Origin of the sequence: Brevibacillus reuszeri, assembly GCF_002897295.1 — a bacterium.
Taxonomy (GTDB): Bacteria; Bacillota; Bacilli; order Brevibacillales; family Brevibacillaceae; genus Brevibacillus; species Brevibacillus reuszeri_A.
The window spans coordinates 313,159-339,500 of the sequence record NZ_BEXF01000002.1 but is presented as its reverse complement, the minus strand read 5'-3'; the positions used below and the strand labels follow the sequence as shown (position 1 = coordinate 339,500).

The following is a 26,342-nucleotide window of genomic DNA, read 5'->3' as shown; positions in this document are numbered from 1 at the left end:
AATTCAGTCATGAAACTCGTTAGGAAGTGCTAGGCGAGGCCTCCACCATCAACAACTAACACGGAACCGGTTACCCAAGCGGACAAGTCGCTGGCAAAGAAGAGAACGGCATTGGCGATGTCCTGTGGCGTGCCAAGACGTTCCAAAGGACGTCCCTGTGCGGATGATACGAGGAACGCGCTTTCCTCTTTGTTCAGTTGACGGGCTTCCTCACGCAAAAGTGGCGTATCCGTATCACCTGGCGAGACGCAGTTGACACGAATATTCTCGGGGCCATGGTCAATCGCCATGGCGCGTGTCAAATTGACCACGCCAGCTTTGGCTGCGCAATAAGCTGCTGCTTTGTCGCCACCTTTGATTCCCCAGCCAGAGCCTGTATTGATGATGCTGCCTCCGCCCGATTTAGCCATGACGGGAATCACATATTTGGAGAGGTTGTACGCACCTTTCAGGGAGACGTTTATCACCAGGTCCCAATCCTGCTCCTCCAGCTCTACCACCGTTTTGCGGCGAATGACGCCCGCGTTGTTAAACAAGATATCAATACGGCCGTAGGCTTCTTCGATGGCTTCCGTCACTTGGCGGCAGTCTTCCTGTGAAACGACGTTGCATTTAAAAAAGCGTGCGGCTCCACCTAGATCCTGTATATGACGAGCGGCTGTTTCTCCAAGCTCTTCATTGATATCAAGCAGCATGACGTTCGCGCCAAATTCGGCCAATCGTTTTGCTGTCGCAAATCCGATACCAGAAGCGCCACCTGTGATTAAAGCTATTTTTCCTTCTAATTTGAACAGGTCGTTCGTGCTCAACAAGTAGGATCATTCCCTTCGTGAAATGAATCTTTTTGTAATGGTGATGCCTTGCTTTTTTGAATAATGCAAGCGCTGTGCCAAATCGGTTATGTCTGGCCTAAAAGCTGTTGCATTACGTGATCGGGCAACTATATCGCGGCTTTATAGGCTCATTTTTGAAGAAGAAATCATGTGGTTATTGCCATTTTTGTCAAAGTATTTGACTATTTTGGCAAGCCGGTACCCACTTTTTCGGAAGTCATTGACTGCATTGGCAAACAATTTGTCAGATGTCAAAATATTTAATAAACTTGGGAGGGAAGATGCGGAAAGGGTGGGTTTCCATGGTCTCGTTGGAACGATGCAAGCCAGCTATCGAAAAAGTCATCACGGGCATCTCGGATATACTGAATGTGGATGCTGCTGTGATCAACGAGCGTGGCTTATTGGTTGTGAGCACCGAGCGTTATCTGAAGCAGAAAGGGGAAAACGTACATATCCCGTCCATTGAGTTCGTCTTGTCACGGGGAGATTTTCTGGTTGATAAACCAGGCTCCATGGAAATGTGCGTCGGATGCAGGTTCCTGGAAAGCTGTCCAGCCAAAGTGGAGCTGCTGTCATCCATAAAGGTAGCGAATCATGCCATCGGCGTCGTCTCGCTCACGTCCTTTACAAAGGAAGGACAACATCGTCTCTCGAAGCACACCGAAAAATATCAGCAAATCTTAACAAAAGTGAGTGGGATGATTACGACGATCATTCAAACCCAGACAGGGAAGCATGAGCCGTACCATCCATACGACCAGCTGTTGGAGGGAGTGCTCGATACTGTATCTGATGCCTATCTCACCTTTGATCGAAGCGGCCATGTCGTACACGCTAATGCAAGTGCCCGCTCACTTTTGGCACAAAAAGACCTACTGCCAGCAGATATCTCCCAGATGTTTATGCCATCGTTGTCCTCTCTGTCCACTCAGTCCTTGCCTGTCGCGAACTGTCTGATTGATAAACTGAATGCACCTGTAGAAGCGACGCCGATTATGGTTAACGATCAGTTCATTGGAGGTACGCTGCGTGTTACTAGTGAATGGCTAACGACCTCTATGCGACCGATGACGCAGACAGGGGAGAGCCTGAATCAGATTGTAGGCAAGAGCCACGCGATTAGACAGCTAAAGGAAAAGGCGGAGCGAATAAAAAACAGCAGCTCTACTGTACTCATTACGGGTGCAACCGGTACGGGCAAGGGACATTTGGCGAAAGCGATCCACGAAGCCAGTACCCGTGCCTACTATCCGTTTGTTGCGATTAACTGTGCAAGCATTCCAGAGAGCTTGTTTGAGAGTGAATTGTTTGGGCACGAGGAAGGTGCTTTTACGGGGGCCAAAAAGGGGGGCAAGCCGGGACGATTTGAAATAGCTCACAACGGTACGCTTTTCCTGGACGAGATTGGGGATATGCCTCTATCCCTGCAAGCAAAGCTGTTACGGGTATTGCAGGATATGGTGATCGAACGGGTTGGCGGTACTCGCTCGATCCCGATCAATGTACGGATCATTGCTGCGACCAATCAAAATCTGGAGGAATTAATCGAGCAGAAAGCTTTTCGGGCTGATCTTTTTTATCGATTGAATGTCATTCCGATTCATGTCCCAGCACTTGCCGAGCGAAAGGAGGATATCGAGCTGCTCGCTTTATCTTATTTGCAAACATGCAGAGAAAAGACAGGGCGTACCTTTGCTGGTATCGCTCCAAAAACGATGGAGATTTTGGCCTCTTACCAGTGGCCGGGCAATGTCAGGGAGCTGGAGAACGTCATCGAGTACGCGATGAACATGGAGACGGGAACCACGATTACGCCGGACAGCTTGCCACCTCGTTTACTGGCAGGCTCGGGCAGCGCGTCCAGTGGATCGGCCATCAGGGAACGCATAGCGGATGTGCAGGCTGATGCCATTCGTGCATCACTGCAAAGGCACGGTACGGATTTGAAGGGGAAGATGGAGGTTGCTAGTGAGCTCGGGATAGGCATAAGAACCCTGTATCGAAAGCTGAAGGCATTAGGCATTTCGTGAGCGACAGGAATGGGATCGTTGTATGTATAAAAGGACAGCCTGAGCATGGGCTGTCCTTTTTCTGCTTGCGAAAAGAGCATTCAAAAAGCTAGTTACTTGCTGCTGTGTCTGCCAACACTGCTAGAGGATCTACGGCCGTTCCATCTTTTATCAATTCAAAATAGAGATGGGGGCCTGTGCTTTGTCCGGTACTTCCCAATAAGCCGATGATCTGTCCCTGTGATACAGTGGCACCGGGAGCGACCTCCAGTTTTTCCAGATGAGAATAAACGGTCTGATAGCCGCCCTCATGCGACACGATGACCTGATTACCTGCTTTTCTGTCGTAATCTGCAGCGATAACGGTGCCTGCTGCGGCTGCATGAACAGGGGTGTTCAGGGCGTTGACGATAGTAATTCCTTTTGTTGTAGGGGAGCTGTTGATCGTTCCCTCTACTGGTGCAATAAAGGCTGGCTGTTTGCCAAAAACCTGCTTGGCATCGGTCAAGGTGAATACACCCAGCGCCAAAACAACGATGATCCCTGAAGTAGTCCACGTATAAGCTTTCTTTTTAAAGCTGCTGATCATTTCAATTCTCCTTTTCAAATGGTTTCGTGAGCTGGAAAAGCTGGCAGTGAGCGCAGTAGTCCTTTGCCCGCTGCAGAGCTCCAGCAGCTTGACCATGGTAAACCCGTATTTTTGTACTTCTGCCTCTTTCATGTAGGTGAGGGCCAAAGCGTCACAGGCAATTTCCTGATCCCGGCGCATACGAGATGCTGCATACCAAAGCAGCGGATTGAACCAGTTGAGGATGAGTAAAAAGCTCATCAAGCTGTTTACCGCGATATCGTGTCTTTTCCAATGAGATAATTCATGGAGGAAGATATGGCGCAGCTCCTGCTCATCCAATGTATCGATGAGTCGATCCGGCAGCAAAATGCGCGGCCGCCAGAATCCTGCCAGGGTGGGACTCGAAAGGGTTTTGCTCCGCAATAAGGGCAGCTTTTGGGAAATGCCCATTTGCTCCTTGCAGTGAGCTAAGATCAGGAGAACACGCTGCTCCAGAACAAGGGCTTCGTCTTTGAACGTTTGGTTCAATTTGTACATGGTGCGTATGGTTGTGATCAGGAGCACGATAACACCGCAGAGCCAGAGAGCTGCAAGCAGATGAAGCCAGGAAACCATCGAGCCATCAGACTGAGCAGCTTTTGGATCGCTAGTCAGATCACCAGAAGGGTGAGCAACGGCAGCTGCTGTGTATGTGTAGCTGGATGCACTGCTTGGGGCTTGCCCTTGAACGGTTTCCCAGCCCAATGAGGGCAGCCAATTGTACAAGCTGATAGAGCTGTCCGGCGACCATGGGATAGCCAATTTCATGATCAGTAGTAACCAGACGGCATAGTGCCATCTTGCGGTCAAATGCTTTTTGCCAGCCAGCTTGCACAACAAGATGAGGATGACGAGGATGCTGGCTTGTAGGGAATTGGACAGCACCCAGGAAAAAGAATGAGTGAGAAGATATAGAAATGTCTCTACCACATTACTTCTCCTTGTCTGTCAGGATTTTCTTGAGCTCAGCTATCTCCTGGGAGGAGAGCTTTTCTTCCTGCAAAAAGTGCACGAGCATAGGCTTGAGCGCCCCTCCGTACACGCGTTGTAAAAAGGATTCACGCTCTGTCCGTTTACATTCCTCTTCACTAATTGTGGGAGTGTAGTAATAGACGCGGTTGACTTGCTCATAGGTGAGAATGCCTTTTTGCAGCAAACGACTGATCAATGTTTTGATCGTTTTGTCTTTCCAGCTCTTGTTGTCTCGCAAAGCATGGATGACATCAGCGGCCGTAGCGGGTGATTTTGCCCAAAAGACCTTCATGATTTCCCACTCGGAATCCGAGATGCGCGGGAGCTCGTCCAAAATGATGTACCTCCTTTGATTATCGATTACGTTTGTAGTCGTTGATGCTCTAAGATTACAATCGTAATCGTAAATTGTCAACCATGTTTTTACAAAAATACAAAAAGCCCTCAGCCGAGGGAGTACCTTCACTGAGGGGAAATGGATCAAACTAGCGTAGGAGCAGCTTCTGCTATTCTGCTGACGAAAATCCGTATTTCTCATAAGCTTCCGTACAAGGCTGACCGCCAGAGAGCTCAAAGGTTCCTTCAGACAAATTCATGACGATCGAAAACACCGTGCTGGAAATCATCGGGCGGCCGAGGTCGACAGGCTGTGTTTCTCCATGTCGGCAAATGCCGTCCGGGTATGCGCCGTGATCAGAAAAGATATGCTTGAACGCAGCCGGATCCACATCATTCCCATAACGGGCAAGCAGCTTGCTCGCACGCCCTTGGCGCAAATGACTGTCAGGTGACATGATTCTGGCTGTATCCTCAATCAGGATCGAGCGCGGCCCGACAAAATGATTGGCATGAACGAGCCAGCCATTGTCCGGATAGAGCACGTCGTAGTTAGTTGGAGTTGTTTCTACGTCTACGACCTCGCCTTCTTTATGGGCGATCAAATAATTGGCAGAGGTGCCGCGAGTGAGGCGGGCGACCTGTCCGATTGCTTGTGGCAGTGTGTGACTGTTGAGAATGCCGCGAAGCACGATATGAATCGGTACCCCCATCTGGCGCTCGGTAGTCCCGAGGAAGTTCAGGCAAACGCCTACGCCAGCGCTGTTCATGCCGATTTTGCCGACGATTCCTGCTTCTGTCACCATCAAGATTGCAGGACGTGGAGCCTGATCGATTTCTAACACGATCATTCCTGGCATGATCAGGTTGTTCCAATCCCAGTTTTGACCGAGCAGCATCTCTTGGCTGGTCGTGATCTCAGGAGCAGCTGCCATACTGGTACAGCCATCGGCTGGCACAGGCTTGCCTGCCAGATTTGTGATGATTTCACTGCGAGCATTAAGCACGATCAGATCGAGCAGGTCGAGCTCCGCGCCCTGACTGATCCCTTTGATTTCCTCCAATATTTCGGCATCGTAGAGTTCGATCCAGGAGATGTACTGAACTGAATGGGCGCGTGCTGCTTCCCAGTCCACCTGGGCCATTTCCTGAAAGAGAACCTTGTACGTTTCGATGTTGTGAATGATCTGCTGCTTGGCCAGGTGACCTAATTGTTTTCCTCGCTCAAACGCAGTGCCACTGATACGAAAATGTGGAAAGGACATGCTGATAACCTCCATGTTTCACTGTATTATTTACCCATGCTGAGTAGTGATCGACTCTTTTTGAACCAGATTTTTGTTTGTTGCCATCGTGACGAGCAGTGCGACTGCTATGTTCAAAATGAGTGCGATAAAGCCGGTATTAAAATCTTTTACAACCTGCGGCAGATCAGGGAACAAGGTAGCAAGTGTCGTCTTGGTGACCGTCAAATACACGACGGTGGAAACGCCGACAATAATTCCCCAGGAGGCTCCGTATTTGTTGAATCGATTTTTCGGAAAGAGGCTGAGCAGAAGCGCCGGGAACAGCTGGGTAATAAGGCTAAAGGACATCAATAGTAAAGCGTACAGCGCATTGCCGCCGTTGATGACAAAATAAAGGGCGATGAAGGCTACGACTGGAACGGTTAGTTTCGCTACCTTGGCCACGCGGACTTCATTGGTCGTTTTCGTGAGCGGCTTGTAGATGTTTGTCGCAAACAGTGTCCCGATCGTGAGCAAAATGACCGAAGTCGGTACCAATGCCGTCAGCAGTCCAACTCCGCCGATCACCCCAATGAACCATGGATCAAAGGTTTGGAGCGAGAGGCGCAGTAATGCCAGGTCGCCATCTGCTCCTTGCAAGCCGGGAACCTGCAGAATCGCGGTATACCCGACGAAAAAGACGAAGAGCAGCAGTAAGGTGTACAGTGGCATCACGATCGTATTGCGGCGAAAAACCTTTTCGCTTTTGGCTGACAGCGCAGCTGCGAATAAACCAGGCTGCATGTAGAAGCCAACAGCCGTCAAAAGCACTGTGGAAATGACCCAGCTAAGACTCTGCCCTTTGTCCGGGAGGGTCAGATGAGCGGGTTTGGCAGCTTGTACCGCTTCAAACATCGGCTGGAAGCCTCCGTAGTAGTGATAAGGCAAATACAAGCCGAGAAAAACGACGACAAGCACGATCGAAATATCCTTGATCACAGCAGTCCAGACAGCGCCATGAATACCAGAGATCATCACGTACACGGTTACAGCAATGGTTCCAATCCAAACAGCCAGGATCGGTGAAATCATCCCGTAGGAGGTTTCCGAAACGATGATTCCAAGCCCTTTCAATTGCAGAACCACGACCGGGACAGAAGCGATGATCCCGACGACAGAAACCAGCATACCGAGAGACGAGCTCTGATATTTGCTGCGGAAGAAATCAGAGATCGAGACAATCGAATGCTCTTTGGCATACCGCCAGATCGGAGGCAGCAGATAGTAGGAAAAAACATAGGCCAAGGTCATGTAGGCGAGCACGTAATAAGCAGGGGAGCCAACCTGATAGATCATCCCGCTCCCGCCTAAAAAGGTGAACGTCGTAAAAAATTCCCCGGCGAGTAAAAGGAACACGAAAACGGTTCCAAAACCACGACCGCCAACAGCCCATTGCTCCAAGCTCATTTTCTTGCCAAGACCAGAGCGAACGGCTAGCAGGATGGCGGCAACCAGAAAGGCAAACGTAATTAGCATGGAAATATTCATCAGATGTCCTCCTTCTGATTCGCCGGATCAATCGAATTGATGATGGTCATCACGACTGATGTCAGAACGACCCACAACACGATCCAAAACAGTAAAAATGGCATCCCCAGCACATAGGGGGTCGCCTTGTTGGCAAAAGGAAGTCCTCCAAGCATCCCGATAAATGGAATAAGTCCCAAAGCGTGAATCCGATTCATAATCAGCCCTCCTTTATTTTTTGGTGTAATCTCCTGTCCGTGCATATCCCCTTTTAGCAAAAAGAATGCCAACGGTGAAAAATACCGCCACAGAGGCGATGTCACCATTGGCATCATCCAAAACCGATCCATAATTGGATCGACGTCTGATTTTACTGATCCGTATTTGGATCGTTCCTGTATTTGGCTTCATACAGCTTCATTTTTCGTACAAACGTAGGCTGGCTCATCTGCAAGGCACTCGCAGCTTTTCGCGTTGATTTATGCAAGGCGAGAGCTCGCTGCATCCCTTGGAACTCGAACAGCTCTACTTCCTCGCCAAACGTCTTGGGGATGATTTTCCCGAGATTGCCAAACAGCTCTCTGGGCAAATGATCGGGCAAAATTTCACCGTTTGCACAGGAAATGGCCATACGTTCCATGACATTGATCAATTCCCGGATGTTGCCTGGCCAATCATATTGGCAAAGCACCTGAATGGCTTCCTGGGTGATTTGAATTTGGATCGCATTCTTTTCTTGGTAGCGTTGTAGAAAGTGCTCAATGAAAAACGGAATCTCTTCTTTTCGTTCACGCAGCGGAGGGATCAGGATCGGATAAACCTGGAGTCGGTAGTACAAATCTTTGCGGAATGTTTTTTGCTCTACCATTTCCTCTAAATCCTGATTCGTCGCAGCGATAATCCGCACATCAGAACGGATGGTTTTAATGCCTCCGACTCTGCGAAACTCTTGTTCTTCTAAAACGCGCAGCAATTTTACTTGCAGATCGAGAGGCATGTCGCCGATTTCGTCAAGAAAGAGCGTACCCTTGTCAGCGAGCTCAAAAAAACCGGGTTTGCCCTCTTTGTTTGCTCCGGTGAAGGCTCCTGTCTCATAACCAAAAAATTCGCTTTCCATCAAGGAGGCAGGGATGGCTCCACAGTTCACCTTGATAAAAGCGCCGTTTGATCGCTTGCTCCTGTGGTGAATGTACTTGGCGATCACCTCTTTGCCGACCCCGGACTCGCCGCGCAGCATCACGGGAGAGTCTACGGAAGCAACCTTGGCTGCGGCTTCCTTTACATCGAGCATGACCTTGCTGTGGATGACCAGGCCGTTTTCATGCTCCTGCTGCTGCTTCAGAGTTTTGATCTCTTCCAGATAATTCTGATTCATCTGCTCCGCACGGCTCAAATGCTGCTTCAGCTCGTTCAGCTCTGTCATGTCACGGACGCAATTCACGACGAACTCGATTTCGTTCTGGTCATTAAACATGGGCATCCCGGTAGTCATATATTCTTTGTACCCAGAATCAGATGTGGAGCGTTGCATGATGGTCACGGGGCGTCTTTCTTGAAGAACGCGCATGGTACTGGATTCGTTGGAATGAAGCCTGATTCCGACTGTACTGCGTATATCCTTGCCGATCAGCTCATCTGCTGTTTTTCCTGCTATTTTCTGATAGGCTGTGTTTACTTTGACAATCATTCCGTCCCTGTCGGTGATAATGACGCCGTCGAAAAAAAGCTCCAGGAGACTGTCTAGGTTGTTCAGGGCAAACATAGGGATCATCCCCCTTTCTAGCAGATAGACGCTAAATGCCACTAGTATAGCATGTTAGAATGAGAAAAAAACAAAGGCAGGGATCGAACATGAATCTCGCTGAGCAGTTTGGCAATATCGATATTTATTTGTTTGATCAGTTGTTAAAAGGGCGAATTACAAAGGATATGAGGATTCTCGATGCCGGCTGTGGCAGTGGACGCAATTTGGTCTATTTTTTGCGCAATGGCTATACGGTACACGCCGTAGATCGCTCGGAGGAAGCAATACGTGCGGTTCGGCAGCTTGGGGCCACGCTTGCCCCAGACTGGTCAGAGGAGCAAGCGCGTGTAGAGGCGGTTGAGCGTATGAGCTTTGCCTCGGAGAGCTTTGATTTTGTCATAAGCAATGCGGTGCTGCACTTTGCCGAGGATGAGGCTCACTTTCAGCAAATGATGGAAGAGCTGTGGCGGGTTCTTGCACCAGGGGGAATGTTGTTTATCCGTTTGGCTTCATCGATTGGTATAGAAGATAGGATCAAGCTGCTAGGAAATCAAAGATACTTGTTACCTGACGGCAGCACTCGTTTTCTTGTGAACGAGGAAACGATGCTGGAGACTACGGCGGCACTCGAGGGTTCGCTGTTTGAGCCGATTAAAACGGTAAATGTTGCTGGGCTGCGTTGTATGAGTACGTGGTGCTTGAAAAAAGAATAAAAAATGTAGACCTCCTGCAAAATCATCGGACAAAGCCTGTTCGATAGACATGCGGAGGTTTTTTTGTGTGTAAAAGGGTTGGGGTTCGATAGAGTTTTTCTTATCCAAGAAAACTTTCTTAATTTATTGAATATTTAGTTTGCGTCCTTTACAATGACTGTAGCATTATTTAGAACCAATGGTCCTAATATAGAGACAATAAAGGTAGGTATTCGAAAATGTCACTAAAAACATTAGATATTTCGTTGCGATTACTCGCTTATTTTGACCATAATCACACGTCCTGGGGCGTTCGGGAGCTGGCCAAGGAAATGGACGTCAGCCATTCCATTGTGCATCGCATCCTGTCTACTTTTGAGGAGCATGGTTTCATGAAACAAAATCTGGAGACGAAGAAGTATGAGCTGGGACTGAAATTCTGGGATTACAGCGGGTTGGTTCAGGAGAATCACAGCATTACTGACATCGTGTATCCGGTTATGAAAAGGATGTCCACAGAGGCGGGAGAATCCATCTCGCTCAACTGGCTGGACGGAGATGAGGGAATTTGTGTGGCGATCGTGGAAAGCCCGCAAAGCGTCAAGTTCACGATGACGATCGGAACCCGAACCAATCTGTATCGCGGGGCGCGAAGCAAAACAATTTTGGCCTTTTTGTCAGAAGTGCGGCAGCGGGAAATCCTCAATGATATTTTTCTCGATCCGGAGGAATTGACGTATCCTGTCCCGACAGATCCTGATGTGATTGTGCAGGAACTGCGTGAAATCAGAAAAAAAGGCTGGTGTTATACCGTTGGGGAGCGTACTCCGTCGGTTGTCGGTCTGAGTGTTCCTCTGTTTAACGCCAAGCAAGAGGTTATCGCTTCGCTTACGTTTGCTGGACCGGAATACCGTATGCCCGAGGACAAAATCGAAGTGACCTTGCGCATTTTGAAGACCGGGCAAAAAGAAATTCAGGAGCAGTTCAACAAAATGAATCAGCCATTCATCGAAAAAGAAACGAGGCGTTTTCGGCGATAAATAGCCATCTTGAAGGGGGGAGATAGGACGGTGGTTCCATTTTGACAAAGGGAGGGTGCTATCGAGGCAGAGGAGGCGTTTGTAGGGGACAGTAACGGATATTTAAAAAATGTAAGGGGGATCGAGAAAATGGTGTCCATGTATCGCGTGAAATGGTGGGGCATATGCACCCTGGTGTTGGTCATGATCATGATGGCGGGTTGTAGCGGGTCGTCTAATCAGCAAGCGTCAAACCAGCCAAGTCAATCGGGTACAGTGGAAAATTCAGCAACTCCTGCGCAGCCGGCTGCAGAGCCACAGGGGGAGCCGAAAAAGGGCGGGACCATACGTGTTGCCATCGACGCGGACCCGCCAACGCTTGACTGGATGAGCTCACCATCCAGCGCTACGACTACCGTTGCTTATCACATCTTCGAGCAATTGTTCACCCTGGATCAAAATTTGACGATCAAGCCCATGCTCGCCAAGGACTACAAAGTAAGTGATGACCAGAAAACGTACACGATCCAGCTTCGCGAAGGTGTTACCTTCCATAACGGCGCGACGATGAAAGCAGCCGATGCAGTGGCTTCGATCAATCGCTGGGGCTCATTGTCTGGGGTAGGACGGACGATGTTTAAAAAGGTCCAGGAGGTTCGCGCGAATGGTGATTACACGGTAGAAATCGTCATGAAGGAGGCGTATGCTCCCGTACTGGCGAATATGGCGGACCCTACGCAATCGCTTGCAGTCATACCGGCGGATATTGCGAAGCACGCGGATAAAGCTCCACTCGAGGATGCACAGCTGATTGGTACGGGTCCTTACCAGTTCGATAGCTGGAAGCGCGGACAGCAAATCATGCTGAAGCGCTTTGACAACTATGCTTCCCGTGAAGAAGACTGGGGCGGTTTGACTGGAAAGAAGGTCGCGTATGCGGATCAGCTCCAGTTCAAAATCGTAAAAGATACACAGGTTCGCTTCAGTGGCTTGCAAACAGACCAGTTTGACTACGCTGTGCGCATGCCCAAGGATTTATTCGAAATGATCAAGAGCTCGCCGAATACAAAGCCTGTGTTAACAAAACCGGATAGCTGGATTACGGTGGTGCCGGACAAATCGCAGCCTCCCTTTAACGATGTTCGCCTGCGGCAAGCTATCAACTTTGCGCTGGATATGGATAAAATCGGCCAAGGCGTATACGGTCCAAAAGATTTTTACGAAGTCGACGGTGCTGTGTTCTTTCCGGATCAAAAGGATCTGTACACAACGGAAGGAACCGAGGGATACAACGCCTACAATCCGGACAAAGCAAAGGATTTGATGAAGCAGGCAGGCTATGATGGGAAACCGATCAAGCTGATTGCGACTAACAGCTTTGATGATCACAACAATGCGGCACAAGTGCTGATGCATCAGCTAAAGGAAATCGGCTTCAACGTGGATCTGCAATATTTGGAGTGGGCGACCTTTTTAAATGCGGTCAATGATCCTGCCAACTTCGACCTGTTTGTTACCGGATTCCCGCCAACCTATGACATGACAGGGCTTTTGTGGATCAATCCGACGTTCCCTGGTCTGTATACGAGCCCGAAAATGGATGCGCTGGTCGAAAAGTGGACCAAGACGCTGGATCAAGGCGAGAAGACAAAGCTGCTGGGTGAGCTGAACAAGTTGATGTATGAAGAGCTGCCAGTTATCAAGTTTGTTAACGAGGTGGGGCTGGAAGCAAGCAATGACAAGCTCACAGGCTATCAGGGCTGGCTCTCGTACCGCTTCTGGAATGTAGGCATTGCCAAATAAGAACGACTGATTGCGAGAAGGAGGTTTGAGTTTGTTACAGTATGTGATGCGCCGTCTTATTTCGTTGATCCCGGTGCTATTGGTCGTAGGCATAGTCGTGTTTGCTGTCATCCATCTGACGCCGGGTGATCCGGCGGCGGTCATTCTCGGGGAAACGGCAACCCCGGAGCAGGTTGAGCAGCTGCGTGAAACACTTGGCTTGAATGAGCCTTTGCCCGTTCAGTTTTTCAGCTGGTTTGGTCAGTCCCTTACAGGAAATCTGGGTCAGTCCGTTTTTTCCGGTGAGCCCGTGCTCCTGCTTATTGGGGAGCGGCTCGGTCCGACTGTCAGCCTGACCTTGCTGGCTTCTTGTCTCAGCCTGATTATTGCGATACCGAGCGCGCTTCTCGCGGTGTGGAAGCGCAACAGCTCACTCGATCCAGCCTTCATGTCAGTGACGATGCTGGGTGTATCAGTCCCTAATTTTTGGCTAGCGCTGCTGCTTATTTTGGGCTTTGCTGTTACGCTCCGCTGGCTGCCGGTAGCTGGCTATGTGCCGATCAGTGAAGGGTTTTGGCCGTGGCTTTCTCACCTACTGCTGCCCGCAGTCGTGCTGAGTGTACAGCAGGCTGGACTAATCGCCCGTATGCTGCGAGACGGTATGCTGGAGGTTATGCATCAGGATTATATACGTACAGCGCGGGCAAAAGGCTTGAAGGAACGGCTCGTATTGATGCGGCATGCCCTAAGTAACGCAATGATTCCTACGACTACCGTAATTGGTGCGAGTGTTGCCGGTCTACTGGGCGGTGCAGTAGTAACGGAAACGATCTTTGCTATTCCTGGACTCGGACAGCTGATTGTTGATTCCATATCGCGACGTGATTATCCGGTGCTGCAGGGCTCCATTCTGTTTGTTGCTGGCGTGTATGTGTTCGTAAACCTGCTGGTGGACCTCGTTTATGCAGCGCTCGATCCGCGCATTCGCTATGACTAGACGGACAAAGGAGTGCAGACGATGAAGAGAAGCAAGCAGCAAGGCACGGGCAAGCAGCGGATTGGAATCGTAGCGGGCGCAGTGCTGGTGTCAATGGTCGTGGCGAGCCTTTCTGCGCCGCTTTGGGTTGCCGAAGCACCGGATGTAATGAATCCCGTTCAACGCTTGTTGCCCCCGTCCGGTGCACATTGGTTTGGGACGGATCATTTTGGCCGCGATATTTTCAGTCGCGTTATTTATGCGGCAGGTGTGTCTTTAAGCATCGGCTTTACCGTTGCCCTGATAACGACGGTGCTCGGAACGATAACGGGCTTATTCGTCGGATATTATCGGAAAATTGATAATATTTTCATGAGAATCGTAGATGGGGTCAGTGCGTTTCCTTCGATTTTGCTGGCCATTGCACTTGTAGCGGCGCTGGGCGGAAACGCTGTTAATTTGATCATCGCGATGGTATTTGCCTTTTGGCCGATCATGACAAGGGTTGTACGCTCTTCGGCGCTGCAGCTCAGCAAGATGCAGTATATCGAGGCAGCAAAAGCGATCGGTACGCGCGATTCGATCATCTTGTTCGGACATATGCTGCCCAATGCGATGACACCCATCATCGTGCAGGCGACGTTTATTTTTGCAGAAGCGATTCTGGCAGAGGCCGCACTCAGCTTTCTCGGGCTCGGGATAAAGCCACCTACCCCCACCTGGGGAAGCATGCTAGGTGAATCGCGCATTTACTTGACCAATGCCCCATGGTACTCGATCTTTCCTGGTATTGCGATTGTGCTGACTGTGCTGTCATTGAATATTTTCGGTGACTTCCTCCGCGATTGGCTCAACCCACATGCCCGTCATAGACGCAAAAAAGCAAAGGCTCCAAAACCAGTCAGTGGGAGAAATGAGGTGACAAGTCATGACGTTGCTCCAAGTGAATAATTTGACTACCTGTTTCGATACGCCAAATGGTGTAGTAACTGCGGTAGATGGTGTTTCCTTCTCGCTTTCGGCCGGGGAGACGCTGGGGATAGTCGGGGAATCGGGGAGTGGAAAAAGCGTTATGTCCTTGTCGCTGATGCAATTAAACCCCACACCGCCTGCTTTTTATCCCTCCGGTGAAATTTTGTTTCAGGGACGTGATTTGCTTCGTGCCAGTGAAGCGCAGCTGCAGCAAATTCGCGGAAACGAGATTGCCATGATTTTTCAAGATCCGATGACAAGCCTCAATCCTGTCTTTACGATTGGCGCACAAATTACGGAAGCGATCCGAACGCATCAGCAGGTAGGAAAAAAGGAGGCACAGGAAAGAGCGATTCAGGTGCTGCGCGACGTCGGGATTGCCAGCCCGGAAAAGCGATTCCACGAATATCCGCACCAATATTCAGGCGGGATGCGGCAACGGGCGATGATCGCGATGGCGCTTGCCTGCAATCCTAAAATTCTCATAGCCGATGAACCAACGACAGCGCTTGATGTGACAATCCAGGCACAAATTTTGGAGCTGATGAAGAGTATTCAGGAGAAGTACGGCACAGCCATCATCATGATTACACATGATCTGGGAGTAGTTGCCCAGATTGCGGATCGGGTGATGGTCATGTACGGCGGACGTGTAGTAGAAGAAGGAGAAACGGATGATGTTTTCTACCGTCCGTCCATGCCATACACATGGTCACTGTTGCGCGCTCTGCCCAGGCTTGATGCAGCTGGAAAACAATCGCTCTTGCCAATTAAAGGACTGCCACCAAGTCTAATCTCCCTGCCAGAAGGGTGCCGCTTTAGCCCGCGCTGTCCATTCGCTTTTGCTGAATGCAGACGCGTCAATCCCGAGCTGGTGGAAAAGCGGCCATCGCATCTGGCTGCCTGCTTGTTGTCTGTAGAAGAAATTGCAGTTGCTACGCAGCAGCTCGAGGAGGAAATGGGGGTAGAGCCTGCATGAGTGATGTATTGCTGGAAACCCGCAAATTAAAAGTTCACTTTCCGATCACGTCGGGTGCGCTCAGACGGACGGTGGGACATGTCAAGGCGGTGGACGGCGTCAATCTTCAGGTGCGCCGCGGCGAAACGTTGGGCATCGTGGGGGAATCCGGATGCGGGAAAAGCACCTTGGCACGGCTCATCCTGCGCCTTTTGGAACCTACAGAAGGAGAGATTCTCTTTGAGGGAAAGAACATTCTGCAGTACGACAGGCGCCAGATGCTTCAGATTCGCAAAGATATGCAAATCGTGTTTCAGGACCCGTTTGCTAGCCTGAATCCACGCAAGACTGTCGGCACCATCATAGCTGAGCCGTTACGTGCGCATAAAGCGGAGGGAAACCACCAAAGACGAGTGCGGGAGCTGCTGGAGATCGTCGGCTTGCTGCCAGAGCATATGGACCGGTATCCACATGAGTTTTCTGGCGGTCAACGGCAACGAATCGGGATTGCCCGCGCGATTGCGCTCAATCCGAAGCTGATTATTTGTGATGAGCCAGTCAGTGCGCTGGACGTCTCCATTCAGGCGCAGATCATCAACCTGTTTGAAGAGCTGCAAAAGGAATTCAATCTGACCTATCTGTTTATTGCCCACGATCTTTCTGTGGTGAAGCATATTTCTGATCGGGTAGCCGTGATGTATCTCGGGAGGGTATTGGAGACGGCAGACAGCGAAAGTCTCTATGCCACCCCGCGACATCCTTATACAAATGCGCTGTTGTCAGCCATTCCATTGCCTGATCCGATTCGGGAGCGTACACGTCAGCGGATCGTGCTCAAAGGTGACGTACCCTCGCCGAGCAATCCGCCATCAGGCTGCACCTTTCACGTGAGGTGCCCAGTCGCTCAGCAGCAGTGCAAGGAACAGGCGCCGAGTATGAGCCATAGTCATGGAAGCAGCGACCATCATGTATCCTGCTTCTTCCCAATCGGAGAAATCGAGTCGAAAGGAGCACGGACATGAACGAACCGAAAAGTGAACGTATTTATTTTGCCTATGGTCCGACGACCTTGTATGCATGCCAGTATGATCAACGCTTCTCTTACTACGCCTATGTTCCGAAGTCCTATAGCGAAGGGAAGGGTCATCGGTACTCGCTCGCAGTAGTTGTTCACGGTACAGAGCGCGCGGCAGCGACGTACCGCGATGAATTTGCCGATTTTTCCGAAGAGACCAATACGATCATCGTCGCCCCTCTATTTCCGGCAGGGATTACCGAGCCACGCGAGCTGAGCTCGTACAAGTTTGTTGATTTTGGAGGTATTCGATTTGATCTTATTTTGCTGGCGATGATTGATGAAGTATGTGGGACGTATGGACTCGCGGACAAGCGCTTCCTGTTGCACGGTTTTTCCGGCGGCGGTCATTTTGTGCACCGTTTTTACTACCTGCATCCAGAAAAGCTGTTGGGCGTTTCAATTGGGGCACCTGGCTTTATTACGTATTTAGACGAGACGCGGCCATGGTATGCTGGGATCTCCGATTTTGAGCAGCGCTTTGGAATGAGGCTTCCGATCGAGGAGATGAGGCGAGTACCGGTCCAAATGGTGATTGGTGGAGAAGATTTGGAGACATGGGAAATCAATCAAAAAGACTCCCCTCTCTGGCTGGAGGGACTGGATGCTTACGGACAGACGCGGATCGAGCGCTTGCGAGGATTGCTGGACAACTACCAGAACAACGGCATCGATGTACGCTACGATGAGGTGCCGGGCGTAAGTCATGAGGGCATCAAAATATTGGAGCCGGTCAAAGCCTTTTTCAAGGATGCCTTGGCAGCGCGAAGCTTGGAAGGAGACGTATCATCATGCAATCCAAACTAGATACAGCGAATCAGCGCTCGTCCAAAGCGTTTCCTTTCTATCGGTTTTGGGGAACCCATCGGCAAATTGGCCAGCAGCATGGAGAAGAGCTGGCTGCTTTGGTGAAGCTGCATCGGGATTATGCAGTAGAACGGCTGCATGCGATGACCCAAATCCCATCCGAGGAGGCGCTGCGGGAAGCAGTGCTGTGCTATCGCTCCCACGTCATTACGCACGCTCCTTTTTTCGACGAGGAGATTCAAGGTATTGCGGAAGGAGCAGGCATAACACTTGCTGAGGCGTATTTGTTACAGCTGCGAGCGGAGCTGTATCAGGACTTCGCAGCGAGTGCGGAGTGCACAACGTACGCGATCGCAGCTGACCTCACAACGAACGACACGGCTTTGATCGGACAAAATGCTGATTTGCCAGCGTTTTATTCCGAGATTGGAGTCGTGGCTGAAATCGATCCGGATGACGCCCCTGCCTGCCTCATGCTTACGCCAGCAGGACAATTATCGTATATCGGCATAAACCGGCTCGGATTGGGTGTCTTTGCGAACTTTTTGACATGTGATGGTTGGCGCGTGGGCTTTCCACGTTATTTATTCTCACGCTTTGCTCTGACCAAGAAGAATGTAGAGGATGCCATTGCAGCTGTGCGCAGTTTGTACCGTGCTTCATCGCGCAACCTGATTATGCTTGATGCTCATGGACACGCAGTTGATCTGGAGACAACGGCTAGTCGAGACACCATGGTTTATCCAAAAAATGGCCTGCTTGTTCACGCCAATCATTACATTTCAGAAGAGCTGCGGGAAGAAGAACGTTTGAAGGGCGAGCTGCTGGAAAATTCCCGCGTGCGTCTGGACCGTATGCGTGTATTGCTTGAGGAGAAGCGGGGACAACTGAATGCAGAGGTCATGCAGGATTTGCTACGTGACCGTGAGACGTATCCCCACACACTATGCGTCATGCCCGGTGATACCTCCTATTTACCAACAGAAGACAAACGGTCAGATATTATTACGTTTGCTTCCGTGATTGCCGAGCCGACCAAAGGGCAACTGCGAGTAGCGATCGGTCCGCCTAATCAATTCGAATACAAGACCTACACCTTTTCTTCGTAATAGCCACGAAGTGAAAAAAAGAGCAGTTCGGAGACTTGGATTCAAGAGCTTCTGGACTGCTTTTTACTGTCTATCAAAATGGTCTACTGGTTGTCGGTATTGGGCGATTCTCCTATAATGAAGAAAATATATGTAATAGCGATGGGGATACAGCAGGTCTTGTGTCCCCTTTTTAGATAGAAAGACCGAATCACCAGCCTTGACGCAGGAGGGGAGGCAGCAGGATGAAGAACAATGAGAGCCAGGATAAATGGATGAGCCGCGTATTGGAAGGAATTATTGACACCTCTCGCGACCACCTATTGATTACCGATGGAGAAGGGTATATTCAGCTGGTCGGTGATTCCTGCTACGAGATGTACGGTCTGGAAAAAGAGCAGCTGCTGGGCAGAAACGTCATTCAGCTCGAAAAAGAAAAAGTATTCTCTCCCTCTGTGACACGCAAAGTAATCGAGGCTAGGACACCACAAACTACGATGCAAGAAATCCCCGGCGGGAAAAAGCTGATGGTAACGGCCTATCCCGTATGGAACGAGGATGGCTCCCTGCATTCGGTCATTAGCTATTCGCATGATTTGACGGAGATTTTGGAGCTGAAGCATCGCTATGAGAGTCTGACAGAGCAGCTAAAGCAATTTGAAACCGAGATTGAGGAGCTGCGCGAAAAAAATAACGAGGGCTTTGTAGCTGTCAGTCTGCCGATGCAGGTCATCGAGCGTTTGATCAAAAAGGTCGCGGTAGTCGATTCTACGGTGCTGATTCTAGGAGAGTCCGGTGTGGGAAAAAACGTCATCGCCAAAGAAATACACCGTCACAGTCGGCGCGCAGGTGGTCAGTTCGTAGAGATAAACTGCGGCTCGATTCCCGAAGGCTTGCTGGAGTCCGAGCTGTTCGGCTATGAAGCGGGTTCCTTTACGGGGGCTGGAAAGAACGGGAAGCCTGGCATTATCGAGCTGGCGAATCAAGGAACACTGCTGTTGGACGAGCTGGGCGAGCTGCCGTTGACGCTGCAAGCAAAGCTTTTAAAGGTCATACAGGAAAAACGGCTACAGCGAGTAGGCAGTATGCAGTACCGCGATGTCGATTTTCGCCTGATTGCCGCTACCAATCGCGATTTGGAGAAGATGGTCAAGGATGGTAAGTTCAGACAGGACCTTTACTTTCGCTTGAATGTCGTGCCAATTCAGGTGCCGGCCTTGCGCAACAGGCCGGAGGATATCGCTGCCTTGATCAAGCTCGTCATCCGCACACTCAACGAGCGGTATGGCATGGATAAACGTCTCGACCCTCGTGCGACACACGCCTTGATGCAGTATTCCTGGCCGGGTAACGTCCGAGAGCTGGAAAATGTATTGGAGCGAATGGTCGTAACGGCTGATGAGGATGTCATCACTCCGCAGCATCTGCCTGCCGAAATTAGTGTCGCAGGTGAGGAGCAAGCGATGCTGGAACCGGGGATCGCTTCGATATCATTAAAGGAGGCGTTGGAGCAAGTCGAGGAAAAATGGCTCCGCTATGCGTCAGAGCGTTGTCGGACGACGGCAGAAATGGCTCAGCTTTTGGGGATTAGCCAGCCCTCGGTCGTGAGGAAGCTGCAAAAATATCAAGTCAGGTCAACTTAATTCAAAAGTAAATAATCAATTCAAAAATGAATCGAGCATTCCTGTGCCTTTGATTCATTTTTGAATTACCAGAGCGAAACGCCGCCACAATAAGCGGATAAAATCAGGCTTTTTTCGTTGGCACAGGTATTGCTATATTTACGTAGCTGAAGGCATAACTCTTACAATAAACCATTCATTTATAGAAGGAGAGATACGATATGTCCAAACAGCGTAAATTCGTAAATGTAGCTGCAGGTGTACCTGGTCCAAAAGGAGCGGCACTGATTGAAAAAAGAAAGCAGTACGTTCCAAAGGGTGTTGGCAATAATACACCGATCTTTGTAGAAACCGCTTCTGGTGCACTGGTGAACGATGTGGATGGCAATACGTACATTGATTTCGCTGGGGCAATCGGTACACTGAATGCAGGCCACTGTCCAAAAGAAGTGGTAGATGCACTCAAAGAACAGCTCGACAAGTATATTCACCCATGCTTCCACGTAGGCATGTATGAGCCATATGTGGCACTCGCTGAAAAACTGACGCAAATCACTCCTGGCAGCTTTGAAAAGAAAACGATGCTGGCTAACAGCGGAGCAGAAGCAGTAGAAAATGCGGTGAAAATTGCTCGTAAATTTACAGGTCGTCCAGGAATCATTTCGTTTAGCCGCGGTTTCCATGGACGTACGCTGCTCGGAATGTCGCTCACCTCAAAAGTAAAGCCGTACAAATTCCAGATGGGTCCTTTTGCTCCGGCTACGTATAAAGCACAGTTCCCGTATCCAATGAACAAACCGGCTTCCATGACAGATGATGAGTACGCTCAATTCTGCATTCGCCAATTCGAAGACTTCTTGCTGACTGAAGTAGCACCTGAAGAAGTAGCTGCGGTCATCATGGAGCCGATCCAGGGCGAGGGCGGATTCATCGTACCACCTGTATCCTTCGTGCAAGCGGTCTACGAAATTTGCAAAAAGCACGGCATTTTGTTCATCGCGGACGAGATTCAAACAGGCTTCTGCCGTACAGGCTCGATGTTTGCTTCTACACAATTCGGAATCGAACCAGACATCATCACCATGTCCAAATCGATTGCAGCTGGTCTTCCGATCTCTGCTGTTACGGGTCGCGCTGAAATTATGGACGCTCCGAATCCAGGTGAAATCGGTGGTACCTATGGAGGAAGCCCGCTTGGCTGCGTAGCGGCACTCGCTGTTATCGAGAAAATGGAGCGCGAAAACCTGTCAGCACGTGCACAATACATCGGCGACACCATCAAACAGCATTTTACTGCACTGCAAAAAGACTTCCCAGTAATCGCAGAGGTTCGCGGTCTTGGTGCGATGTGCGCTGTAGAGTTTGTCGATCCACAAACAAAAGCACCTGCAAAAGAGCTGGTGGCTGGTTTGACAAAAGGCTGCTACGAGTCTGGTGTTATCGTGCTTTCCGCTGGCGTACACAGCAACGTGCTTCGTTTCTTGTCTCCGCTGGTTATTACCGACGAGCAGCTGGAGGAAGCGCTCGATATTATGACGGAAGTGCTGAAAAGCCAATACGTAACGAACTAATTTGCGCGGGAGGTCATTATGAAAAAGCATCTCTACATCAATGGACAATGGAAAGAAGCAAAAGAATATGCACCTCTCTACTCCCCCTTTTCTGGTGAGCTACTGGCTGAGATTGCTCAAGCAGATGATGGCGATGTAGATGAAGCGATTAAGGCAGCGAAAGCAGCGAGTAAAGTGATGGCGAAGATGCCAGCGAGCCAGCGGGCATTGATTTTGGAAAAAGCGGTTGCCATCATGGAGGCGCGCAAGGAGGAGCTTGCGGTCATTCTCGCGCAGGAAGCTGCAAAGCCGCTGCGTACAGGACGCGGAGAAATCGCCCGTACAATCCAAACGTACAAATTCGCTGCGGAGGAAGCCAAGCGTATTCATGGAGAGACTGTACCACTCGATGCGGCTCCAGGTGGAGAAGGACGTCTGGCCTTTACAGTTCGTAAGCCGATCGGTGTCGTGGGAGCGATCACTCCGTTTAACTTCCCGTTCAATCTGGTTGCACATAAAGTGGGACCAGCGATTGCGGCAGGAAATACAGTCGTTTTGAAGCCAGCTAGTCAGACGCCGCTCAGCTCGTTGATCTTGGCGGATATTTTTGCAGAAGCAGGGTTGCCAGCAGGCGCTCTCAACATTTTACCTGGAAAAGGTGCCGTTGTGGGTGAGAAGCTCGTCGGCGACAGTCGCATCGCAGCGATTACCTTTACAGGCAGCCCTGCGGTCGGCATCGCGATGAAAAACAAGGCTGGACTCAAGCGGGTGACTTTGGAGCTCGGCTCCAACTCGGCAGTTATCATCGATCACAATGTGGAAATTACGCAAGCGTTGATTGACCGTTGCGTGATGGGGGCGTTTTCCTTTAGCGGTCAGGTGTGCATCTCGCTCCAACGCGTCTACATTCACCAAAGCAAGTACGAGGAGTTCCTCGATAAGTTCAAAGAGGCAACTGAAAAGCTCGTGCTGGGTGATCCGCTGAAAGAAGAAACGGATATGTCCTCTCTCATCTCTTTGAAGGACCATGAGCGGATGGGTGCATGGGTACAGGAAGCAGTCGATGCAGGGGCACATGTCGTAACCGGAGGCAAAGCAGTTACGGATCGCCTCTATGCACCTACAATTCTGACCAACGTAGGCGCCCATGTTTCTTGCTCTTGCCAGGAAGTATTCGGTCCAATCGTTGTCGTTACGCCATTTGAGACCATCGATGAGGCGATCGAGGCTGTCAACGATTCCCGTTTTGGCCTGCAGGCAGGGATCTATACGAGTGATATTCACGCAGCTATGCGCGCAGCCGAGGAGCTGGAAGTGGGCGGCGTGATGATCAACGATATTCCGACCTTCCGCGTAGATAATATGCCGTACGGCGGGGTAAAAGATAGCGGCTTCGGCCGTGAAGGCATCAAATATGCAGTAGAGGAATTAACAGAGCTGAAATTAATTGCAATCAAGCTATAGCCATTTTTTGACGAGTCCTAGGGGGCTCGTCTTTTTTATTACCACATTTAACCAAGTAACGTTCTTTTGAGACGTTCGTCCTATTTACAGGATTGCTTTGTTCAGAAATGGTATATTTCCTTATCGTAAAATAGAGAGTGTTATATAACGTGCTAGATATAGAGATCCCTTATTCTGGTTGTTGTTTATATGACATTCCCTTCTTATGCTAATCAGTAGATAAGTAGGTTCACGGTTACGGAAAGAAGGAGCAAAAAAAATGACAGAATGCAATGAGGCAGCTAGGAAAAAGGGCTTCTTTATGAACGGAATCTGGCTGGTATGTATGTTGGCCTTGCTGGCAGGGTGTGCTCCATATGGGCGAAGTGACACCCCGCAGAAGTACGATGACAACCAGGCACCTGCCCAAAAAATTGTTCGCTACGAAGGGGAAAAGAGTAAGGCAGTATCGCTTGTGTATACGACGAAAAGGCAGCTGTCTCTCACCTTTAATGGCATGGGTGACAAGGAGACCATGCTGAAGCTCTTGGACGAGCTGGATCGGTATCATATTCAGGCTACTTTTTTTCTGCCGGGTATGCGGGTAGCTGAGGAGCCTGATATCGCGAGAACGATTCTTTCCAGAGGGCATGAAATTGAGAACAATACGCTAAGTCGGGTAGATTTGACCAGGCTGCCGTATGAAAAGCTGTATTCGGAAATTCAATTAGCAAACGAAGTCATTGAGAAAGAAACAGGAGTAGTGCCGCGGTATGTCAGGACCAAGCTGGGTGACTACAATGACAATATTCGTCTGGCAACCGCTCAAAATGGACAAGCAGCTGTGATTTCGTATAGTTTGTTTTTGCACAATTGGCAGAAGGAGACAGACGAAGAAAAAAGACATTACCTGCGGAAATACATAAATCGCGGCGGGATTATTGCCATCGATACGGAGGAAAACAAGCAGCTGGTGGGAGATATTCCACTCATTGCTGAAGCCGCGGCAGATGTCGGGTACAAATTTGTCACTCTGCACCAATTGATTGAGCAGGGCGGCGAGCGCAAACCATTGGAAGCCATTCCTGGATACGATGCTGCCAAGATTAATGAAAAAATCGATGGAGCTCCCTACAGGCTGATTTATCGCAAAGAAACGAACAAAAAAGAAGTGGCGCTATCTTTTGACGATTGGGGAACGGACGCTGCGGTTACGAAAATACTTGATATTTTGGAGCAAAAGGGCGTCAAGGCTTCGTTCTTTTTGCGAGCCGACGGCGTAGAGCGAAATCCCAATCTGGCACGAGCCATTGCCGAGGGTGGCCACGACGTTGCCAATCATACGTATTCCCATCCGGTGAATACAAAGATTACGCCAGAGCAGCTTCAAGAAGAAATTGTAAAGGCCCATCGAATCATTACAGAAGCCATTCAAGAAAAGCCTACGATGTATTTCCGCCCGCCAACAGGTGAATTCGATGAGCGTACCTTACAGGCAGTAGCTGCGACCGGCTACCACACCGTTGCGATCTACGATGTCACACCTTCCGATTTTGTAAAAAGCAACAGTGCAGATGATATCGTAGCCGCTATCATGGAGCAGACAAACAACGGAAGTGTGGTATTGCTGCATCTGCTAGATGATATCCACACAGTGGAGGCTCTCCCAACTGTCATCGATAAGCTGAGAAGCAAAGGCTACACGTTTGTGAGAATGACAGATATGTTTGGTTAATTTTTATACGAAGCGAGGAAAAATATTATGGATTTATTCGAAGCCATTGTGGACAGGCAGGAAAAGATTGCGGTCGTAGGTCTTGGATATGTGGGGTTCCCCATTGCAGCAGCATTATCGAAACGGGCAAATGTAATTGGCTTCGATGTGAATCGAAACAAGATAGAAGCTTATCAGAACGGCAAGTTTTTGAGCGAGGATGTGGGTGAGGAAGATTTGGCGAGTGGGTGCACGGTAGAGTTTACTGCTGATGAAACCCGACTCGGCGAAGCGAGCTTTTTTATTGTCGCGGTTCCCACCCCTGTAAAGAGCGGGAATGTACCGGATCTTCACTTTGTGAAAAATGCCACAAGGATGGTTGGAAAGCAGCTTCGAAAAGGGGCGGTCGTTGTTTTCGAATCAACAGTGTACCCCGGTGTAACCGAGGATATCTGCATCCCCATTTTGGAAGCAGAGTCTGGACTGCGCTGCCCGGACGATTTCAAGGTCGGTTACTCCCCTGAAAGAATTAATCCAGGAGACAAGGTCAACCGCTTGGAAAACATCGTGAAGATCGTATCCGGGATTGATCAGGAGGCACTTGAAACCATTGCCAGAGTGTACGAGCTGGCGATTAAAGCAGGGGTGTACAAAGCCGATAGTATCAAGGTAGCCGAAGCTGCAAAAGTGATCGAGAACGCACAGCGTGACATTAATATTGCCTTCATGAATGAGCTGTCGATGCTGTTTCACCAAATGGGTATTGAGACAAAGGCTGTACTCGAGGCTGCTGGGACAAAATGGAACTTCTTGCCTTTTACACCGGGCTTGGTAGGCGGGCATTGCATTGGCATCGATCCCTACTACTTAACCTATAAAGCAGAGGACAGCGGCTATCATTCCAAGATCATTCTGGCTGGACGACATATTAACGACGGGATGGGTGTCTATGTAGCTCAGCAGATTATTAAACTGCTCGTCCGCTTGAAGTTGAATGTTCCGACCGTTCGAATCGGACTTTTGGGATTGACCTACAAAGAAAATTGCAGTGACATCCGAAATACAAAGGTAACCGATATTATCGAAGAGCTGAACGATTATGGTATTGTTCCGCTTGTAGTAGATCCTTTGGTAGACCCGAAGGAAGCTTACGATGAGTATGGAATTGAGCTTACAGACATGTCATCCCTTCATAATCTGGATATCGTGGTCGTAGCGGTTCCCCATGCTTCTTTTGTTGAAATGAAGATCGCCGATTTCCAAAAATGGTTCGGGGAGAAGCAAACGAAAGTGATGATTGATATCAAAGGAATTTATGAGAAAAAAGAGTTTGAGAACAACGGTTTTTATTACTGGAGCTTGTAATAAAAGGATTGGAGAGAGC

At 49.7% G+C, this 26,342-nt stretch carries 22 protein-coding genes; 15 read left to right on the top strand and 7 right to left on the bottom strand.

The features are described from left to right. Positions 1–29 precede the first annotated feature (29 nt). Positions 30–809, bottom strand: a complete 780-nt coding sequence (locus tag C3B52_RS04620; protein WP_373419711.1) for an SDR family NAD(P)-dependent oxidoreductase — start codon at positions 807–809, stop codon at positions 30–32. A gap of 305 nt (positions 810–1,114) precedes the next feature. On the opposite strand from C3B52_RS04620, the gene C3B52_RS04615 reads away from it, so the two are divergent. Then, the gene (locus C3B52_RS04615; protein WP_235615599.1) at positions 1,115–2,866 is read left to right on the top strand and encodes a sigma-54 interaction domain-containing protein; all 1,752 of its coding nucleotides are present in this window, start codon (positions 1,115–1,117) and stop codon (positions 2,864–2,866) included. 88 nt (positions 2,867–2,954) lie between these two features. Here the strand turns inward: C3B52_RS04615 and C3B52_RS04610 are convergent, their stop codons facing one another. The 6 genes from C3B52_RS04610 to C3B52_RS04585 all read right to left on the bottom strand — a co-directional run bounded on the left by C3B52_RS04610 (position 2,955) and on the right by C3B52_RS04585 (position 9,278). Then, the gene (locus C3B52_RS04610; protein ID WP_103104923.1) at positions 2,955–4,385 is read right to left on the bottom strand and encodes a M23/M56 family metallopeptidase; all 1,431 of its coding nucleotides are present in this window, start codon (positions 4,383–4,385) and stop codon (positions 2,955–2,957) included. Position 4,386: 1 nt separating this feature from the next. Next, on the bottom strand, positions 4,387–4,761 hold the full coding sequence (locus tag C3B52_RS04605; RefSeq protein ID WP_103104922.1) for a BlaI/MecI/CopY family transcriptional regulator: 375 nt from the start codon (positions 4,759–4,761) through the stop codon (positions 4,387–4,389). 172 nt (positions 4,762–4,933) lie between these two features. Further along, positions 4,934–6,028 (bottom strand): C45 family autoproteolytic acyltransferase/hydolase, encoded by a 1,095-nt coding sequence (locus C3B52_RS04600; RefSeq protein ID WP_164684698.1) that lies wholly within the window; start codon positions 6,026–6,028, stop codon positions 4,934–4,936. Positions 6,029–6,058: 30 nt separating this feature from the next. Then, positions 6,059–7,537 carry a sodium:solute symporter family protein gene (locus C3B52_RS04595; protein WP_103104920.1) on the bottom strand — a complete coding sequence of 493 codons (1,479 nt, stop codon included), beginning with the start codon at positions 7,535–7,537 and terminating at the stop codon, positions 6,059–6,061. Then, positions 7,537–7,734 (bottom strand): DUF3311 domain-containing protein, encoded by a 198-nt coding sequence (locus C3B52_RS04590; protein ID WP_103105067.1) that lies wholly within the window; start codon positions 7,732–7,734, stop codon positions 7,537–7,539. The genes C3B52_RS04595 and C3B52_RS04590 overlap by 1 nt, the downstream gene beginning before the upstream one ends. 152 nt (positions 7,735–7,886) lie before the next feature. Next, positions 7,887–9,278 carry a sigma-54 interaction domain-containing protein gene (locus tag C3B52_RS04585; RefSeq protein WP_164684697.1) on the bottom strand — a complete coding sequence of 464 codons (1,392 nt, stop codon included), beginning with the start codon at positions 9,276–9,278 and terminating at the stop codon, positions 7,887–7,889. Between the two features lie 89 nt (positions 9,279–9,367). Here C3B52_RS04585 and C3B52_RS04580 point away from each other — a divergent pair, with 89 nt between their 5' ends. The 14 genes from C3B52_RS04580 to C3B52_RS04515 all read left to right on the top strand — a co-directional run bounded on the left by C3B52_RS04580 (position 9,368) and on the right by C3B52_RS04515 (position 26,323). Beyond that, on the top strand, positions 9,368–9,973 hold the full coding sequence (locus tag C3B52_RS04580) for a class I SAM-dependent methyltransferase (RefSeq protein WP_103104918.1): 606 nt from the start codon (positions 9,368–9,370) through the stop codon (positions 9,971–9,973). Positions 9,974–10,191: 218 nt separating this feature from the next. After that, positions 10,192–10,992: an IclR family transcriptional regulator gene (locus tag C3B52_RS04575; RefSeq protein ID WP_103104917.1), complete on the top strand. Its 801-nt coding sequence runs from the start codon at positions 10,192–10,194 to the stop codon at positions 10,990–10,992. Positions 10,993–11,121: 129 nt separating this feature from the next. Then, entirely contained in the window at positions 11,122–12,774 is a 1,653-nt protein-coding gene (locus tag C3B52_RS04570) for an ABC transporter substrate-binding protein (RefSeq protein ID WP_103104916.1), read from the top strand. Between the two features lie 31 nt (positions 12,775–12,805). Continuing rightward, a complete protein-coding gene (locus C3B52_RS04565) occupies positions 12,806–13,750 on the top strand; it encodes an ABC transporter permease (protein WP_103104915.1) in 945 nt (314 codons plus the stop codon). Between the two features lie 21 nt (positions 13,751–13,771). Continuing rightward, positions 13,772–14,680, top strand: a complete 909-nt coding sequence (locus C3B52_RS04560) for an ABC transporter permease (RefSeq protein WP_103104914.1) — start codon at positions 13,772–13,774, stop codon at positions 14,678–14,680. Next, entirely contained in the window at positions 14,658–15,680 is a 1,023-nt protein-coding gene (locus tag C3B52_RS04555) for an ABC transporter ATP-binding protein (protein ID WP_103104913.1), read from the top strand. Before C3B52_RS04560 ends, C3B52_RS04555 begins: the two co-directional genes overlap by 23 nt. Continuing rightward, on the top strand, positions 15,677–16,681 hold the full coding sequence (locus C3B52_RS04550; protein WP_103104912.1) for an ABC transporter ATP-binding protein: 1,005 nt from the start codon (positions 15,677–15,679) through the stop codon (positions 16,679–16,681). The genes C3B52_RS04555 and C3B52_RS04550 overlap by 4 nt, the downstream gene beginning before the upstream one ends. Beyond that, the gene (locus C3B52_RS04545; RefSeq protein ID WP_103104911.1) at positions 16,678–17,541 is read left to right on the top strand and encodes a hydrolase; all 864 of its coding nucleotides are present in this window, start codon (positions 16,678–16,680) and stop codon (positions 17,539–17,541) included. The genes C3B52_RS04550 and C3B52_RS04545 overlap by 4 nt, the downstream gene beginning before the upstream one ends. Beyond that, positions 17,526–18,650: a C45 family autoproteolytic acyltransferase/hydolase gene (locus tag C3B52_RS04540; protein ID WP_103104910.1), complete on the top strand. Its 1,125-nt coding sequence runs from the start codon at positions 17,526–17,528 to the stop codon at positions 18,648–18,650. The genes C3B52_RS04545 and C3B52_RS04540 overlap by 16 nt, the downstream gene beginning before the upstream one ends. A gap of 224 nt (positions 18,651–18,874) precedes the next feature. Further along, positions 18,875–20,272, top strand: coding sequence for a sigma-54 interaction domain-containing protein (locus tag C3B52_RS04535; protein WP_103104909.1), 1,398 nt, complete (start codon positions 18,875–18,877; stop codon positions 20,270–20,272). 200 nt (positions 20,273–20,472) lie between these two features. Then, complete coding sequence (gabT, locus tag C3B52_RS04530) at positions 20,473–21,822, top strand: 4-aminobutyrate--2-oxoglutarate transaminase (RefSeq protein ID WP_103104908.1); 1,350 nt, start codon at positions 20,473–20,475, stop codon at positions 21,820–21,822. Positions 21,823–21,840: 18 nt separating this feature from the next. Further along, on the top strand, positions 21,841–23,265 hold the full coding sequence (locus tag C3B52_RS04525) for an aldehyde dehydrogenase family protein (RefSeq protein WP_103104907.1): 1,425 nt from the start codon (positions 21,841–21,843) through the stop codon (positions 23,263–23,265). 259 nt (positions 23,266–23,524) lie between these two features. Continuing rightward, the gene (locus C3B52_RS04520; RefSeq protein WP_103104906.1) at positions 23,525–24,979 is read left to right on the top strand and encodes a polysaccharide deacetylase family protein; all 1,455 of its coding nucleotides are present in this window, start codon (positions 23,525–23,527) and stop codon (positions 24,977–24,979) included. Between the two features lie 27 nt (positions 24,980–25,006). After that, entirely contained in the window at positions 25,007–26,323 is a 1,317-nt protein-coding gene (locus tag C3B52_RS04515; RefSeq protein WP_103104905.1) for a nucleotide sugar dehydrogenase, read from the top strand. The last annotated feature ends 19 nt before the right edge of the window (positions 26,324–26,342 follow it).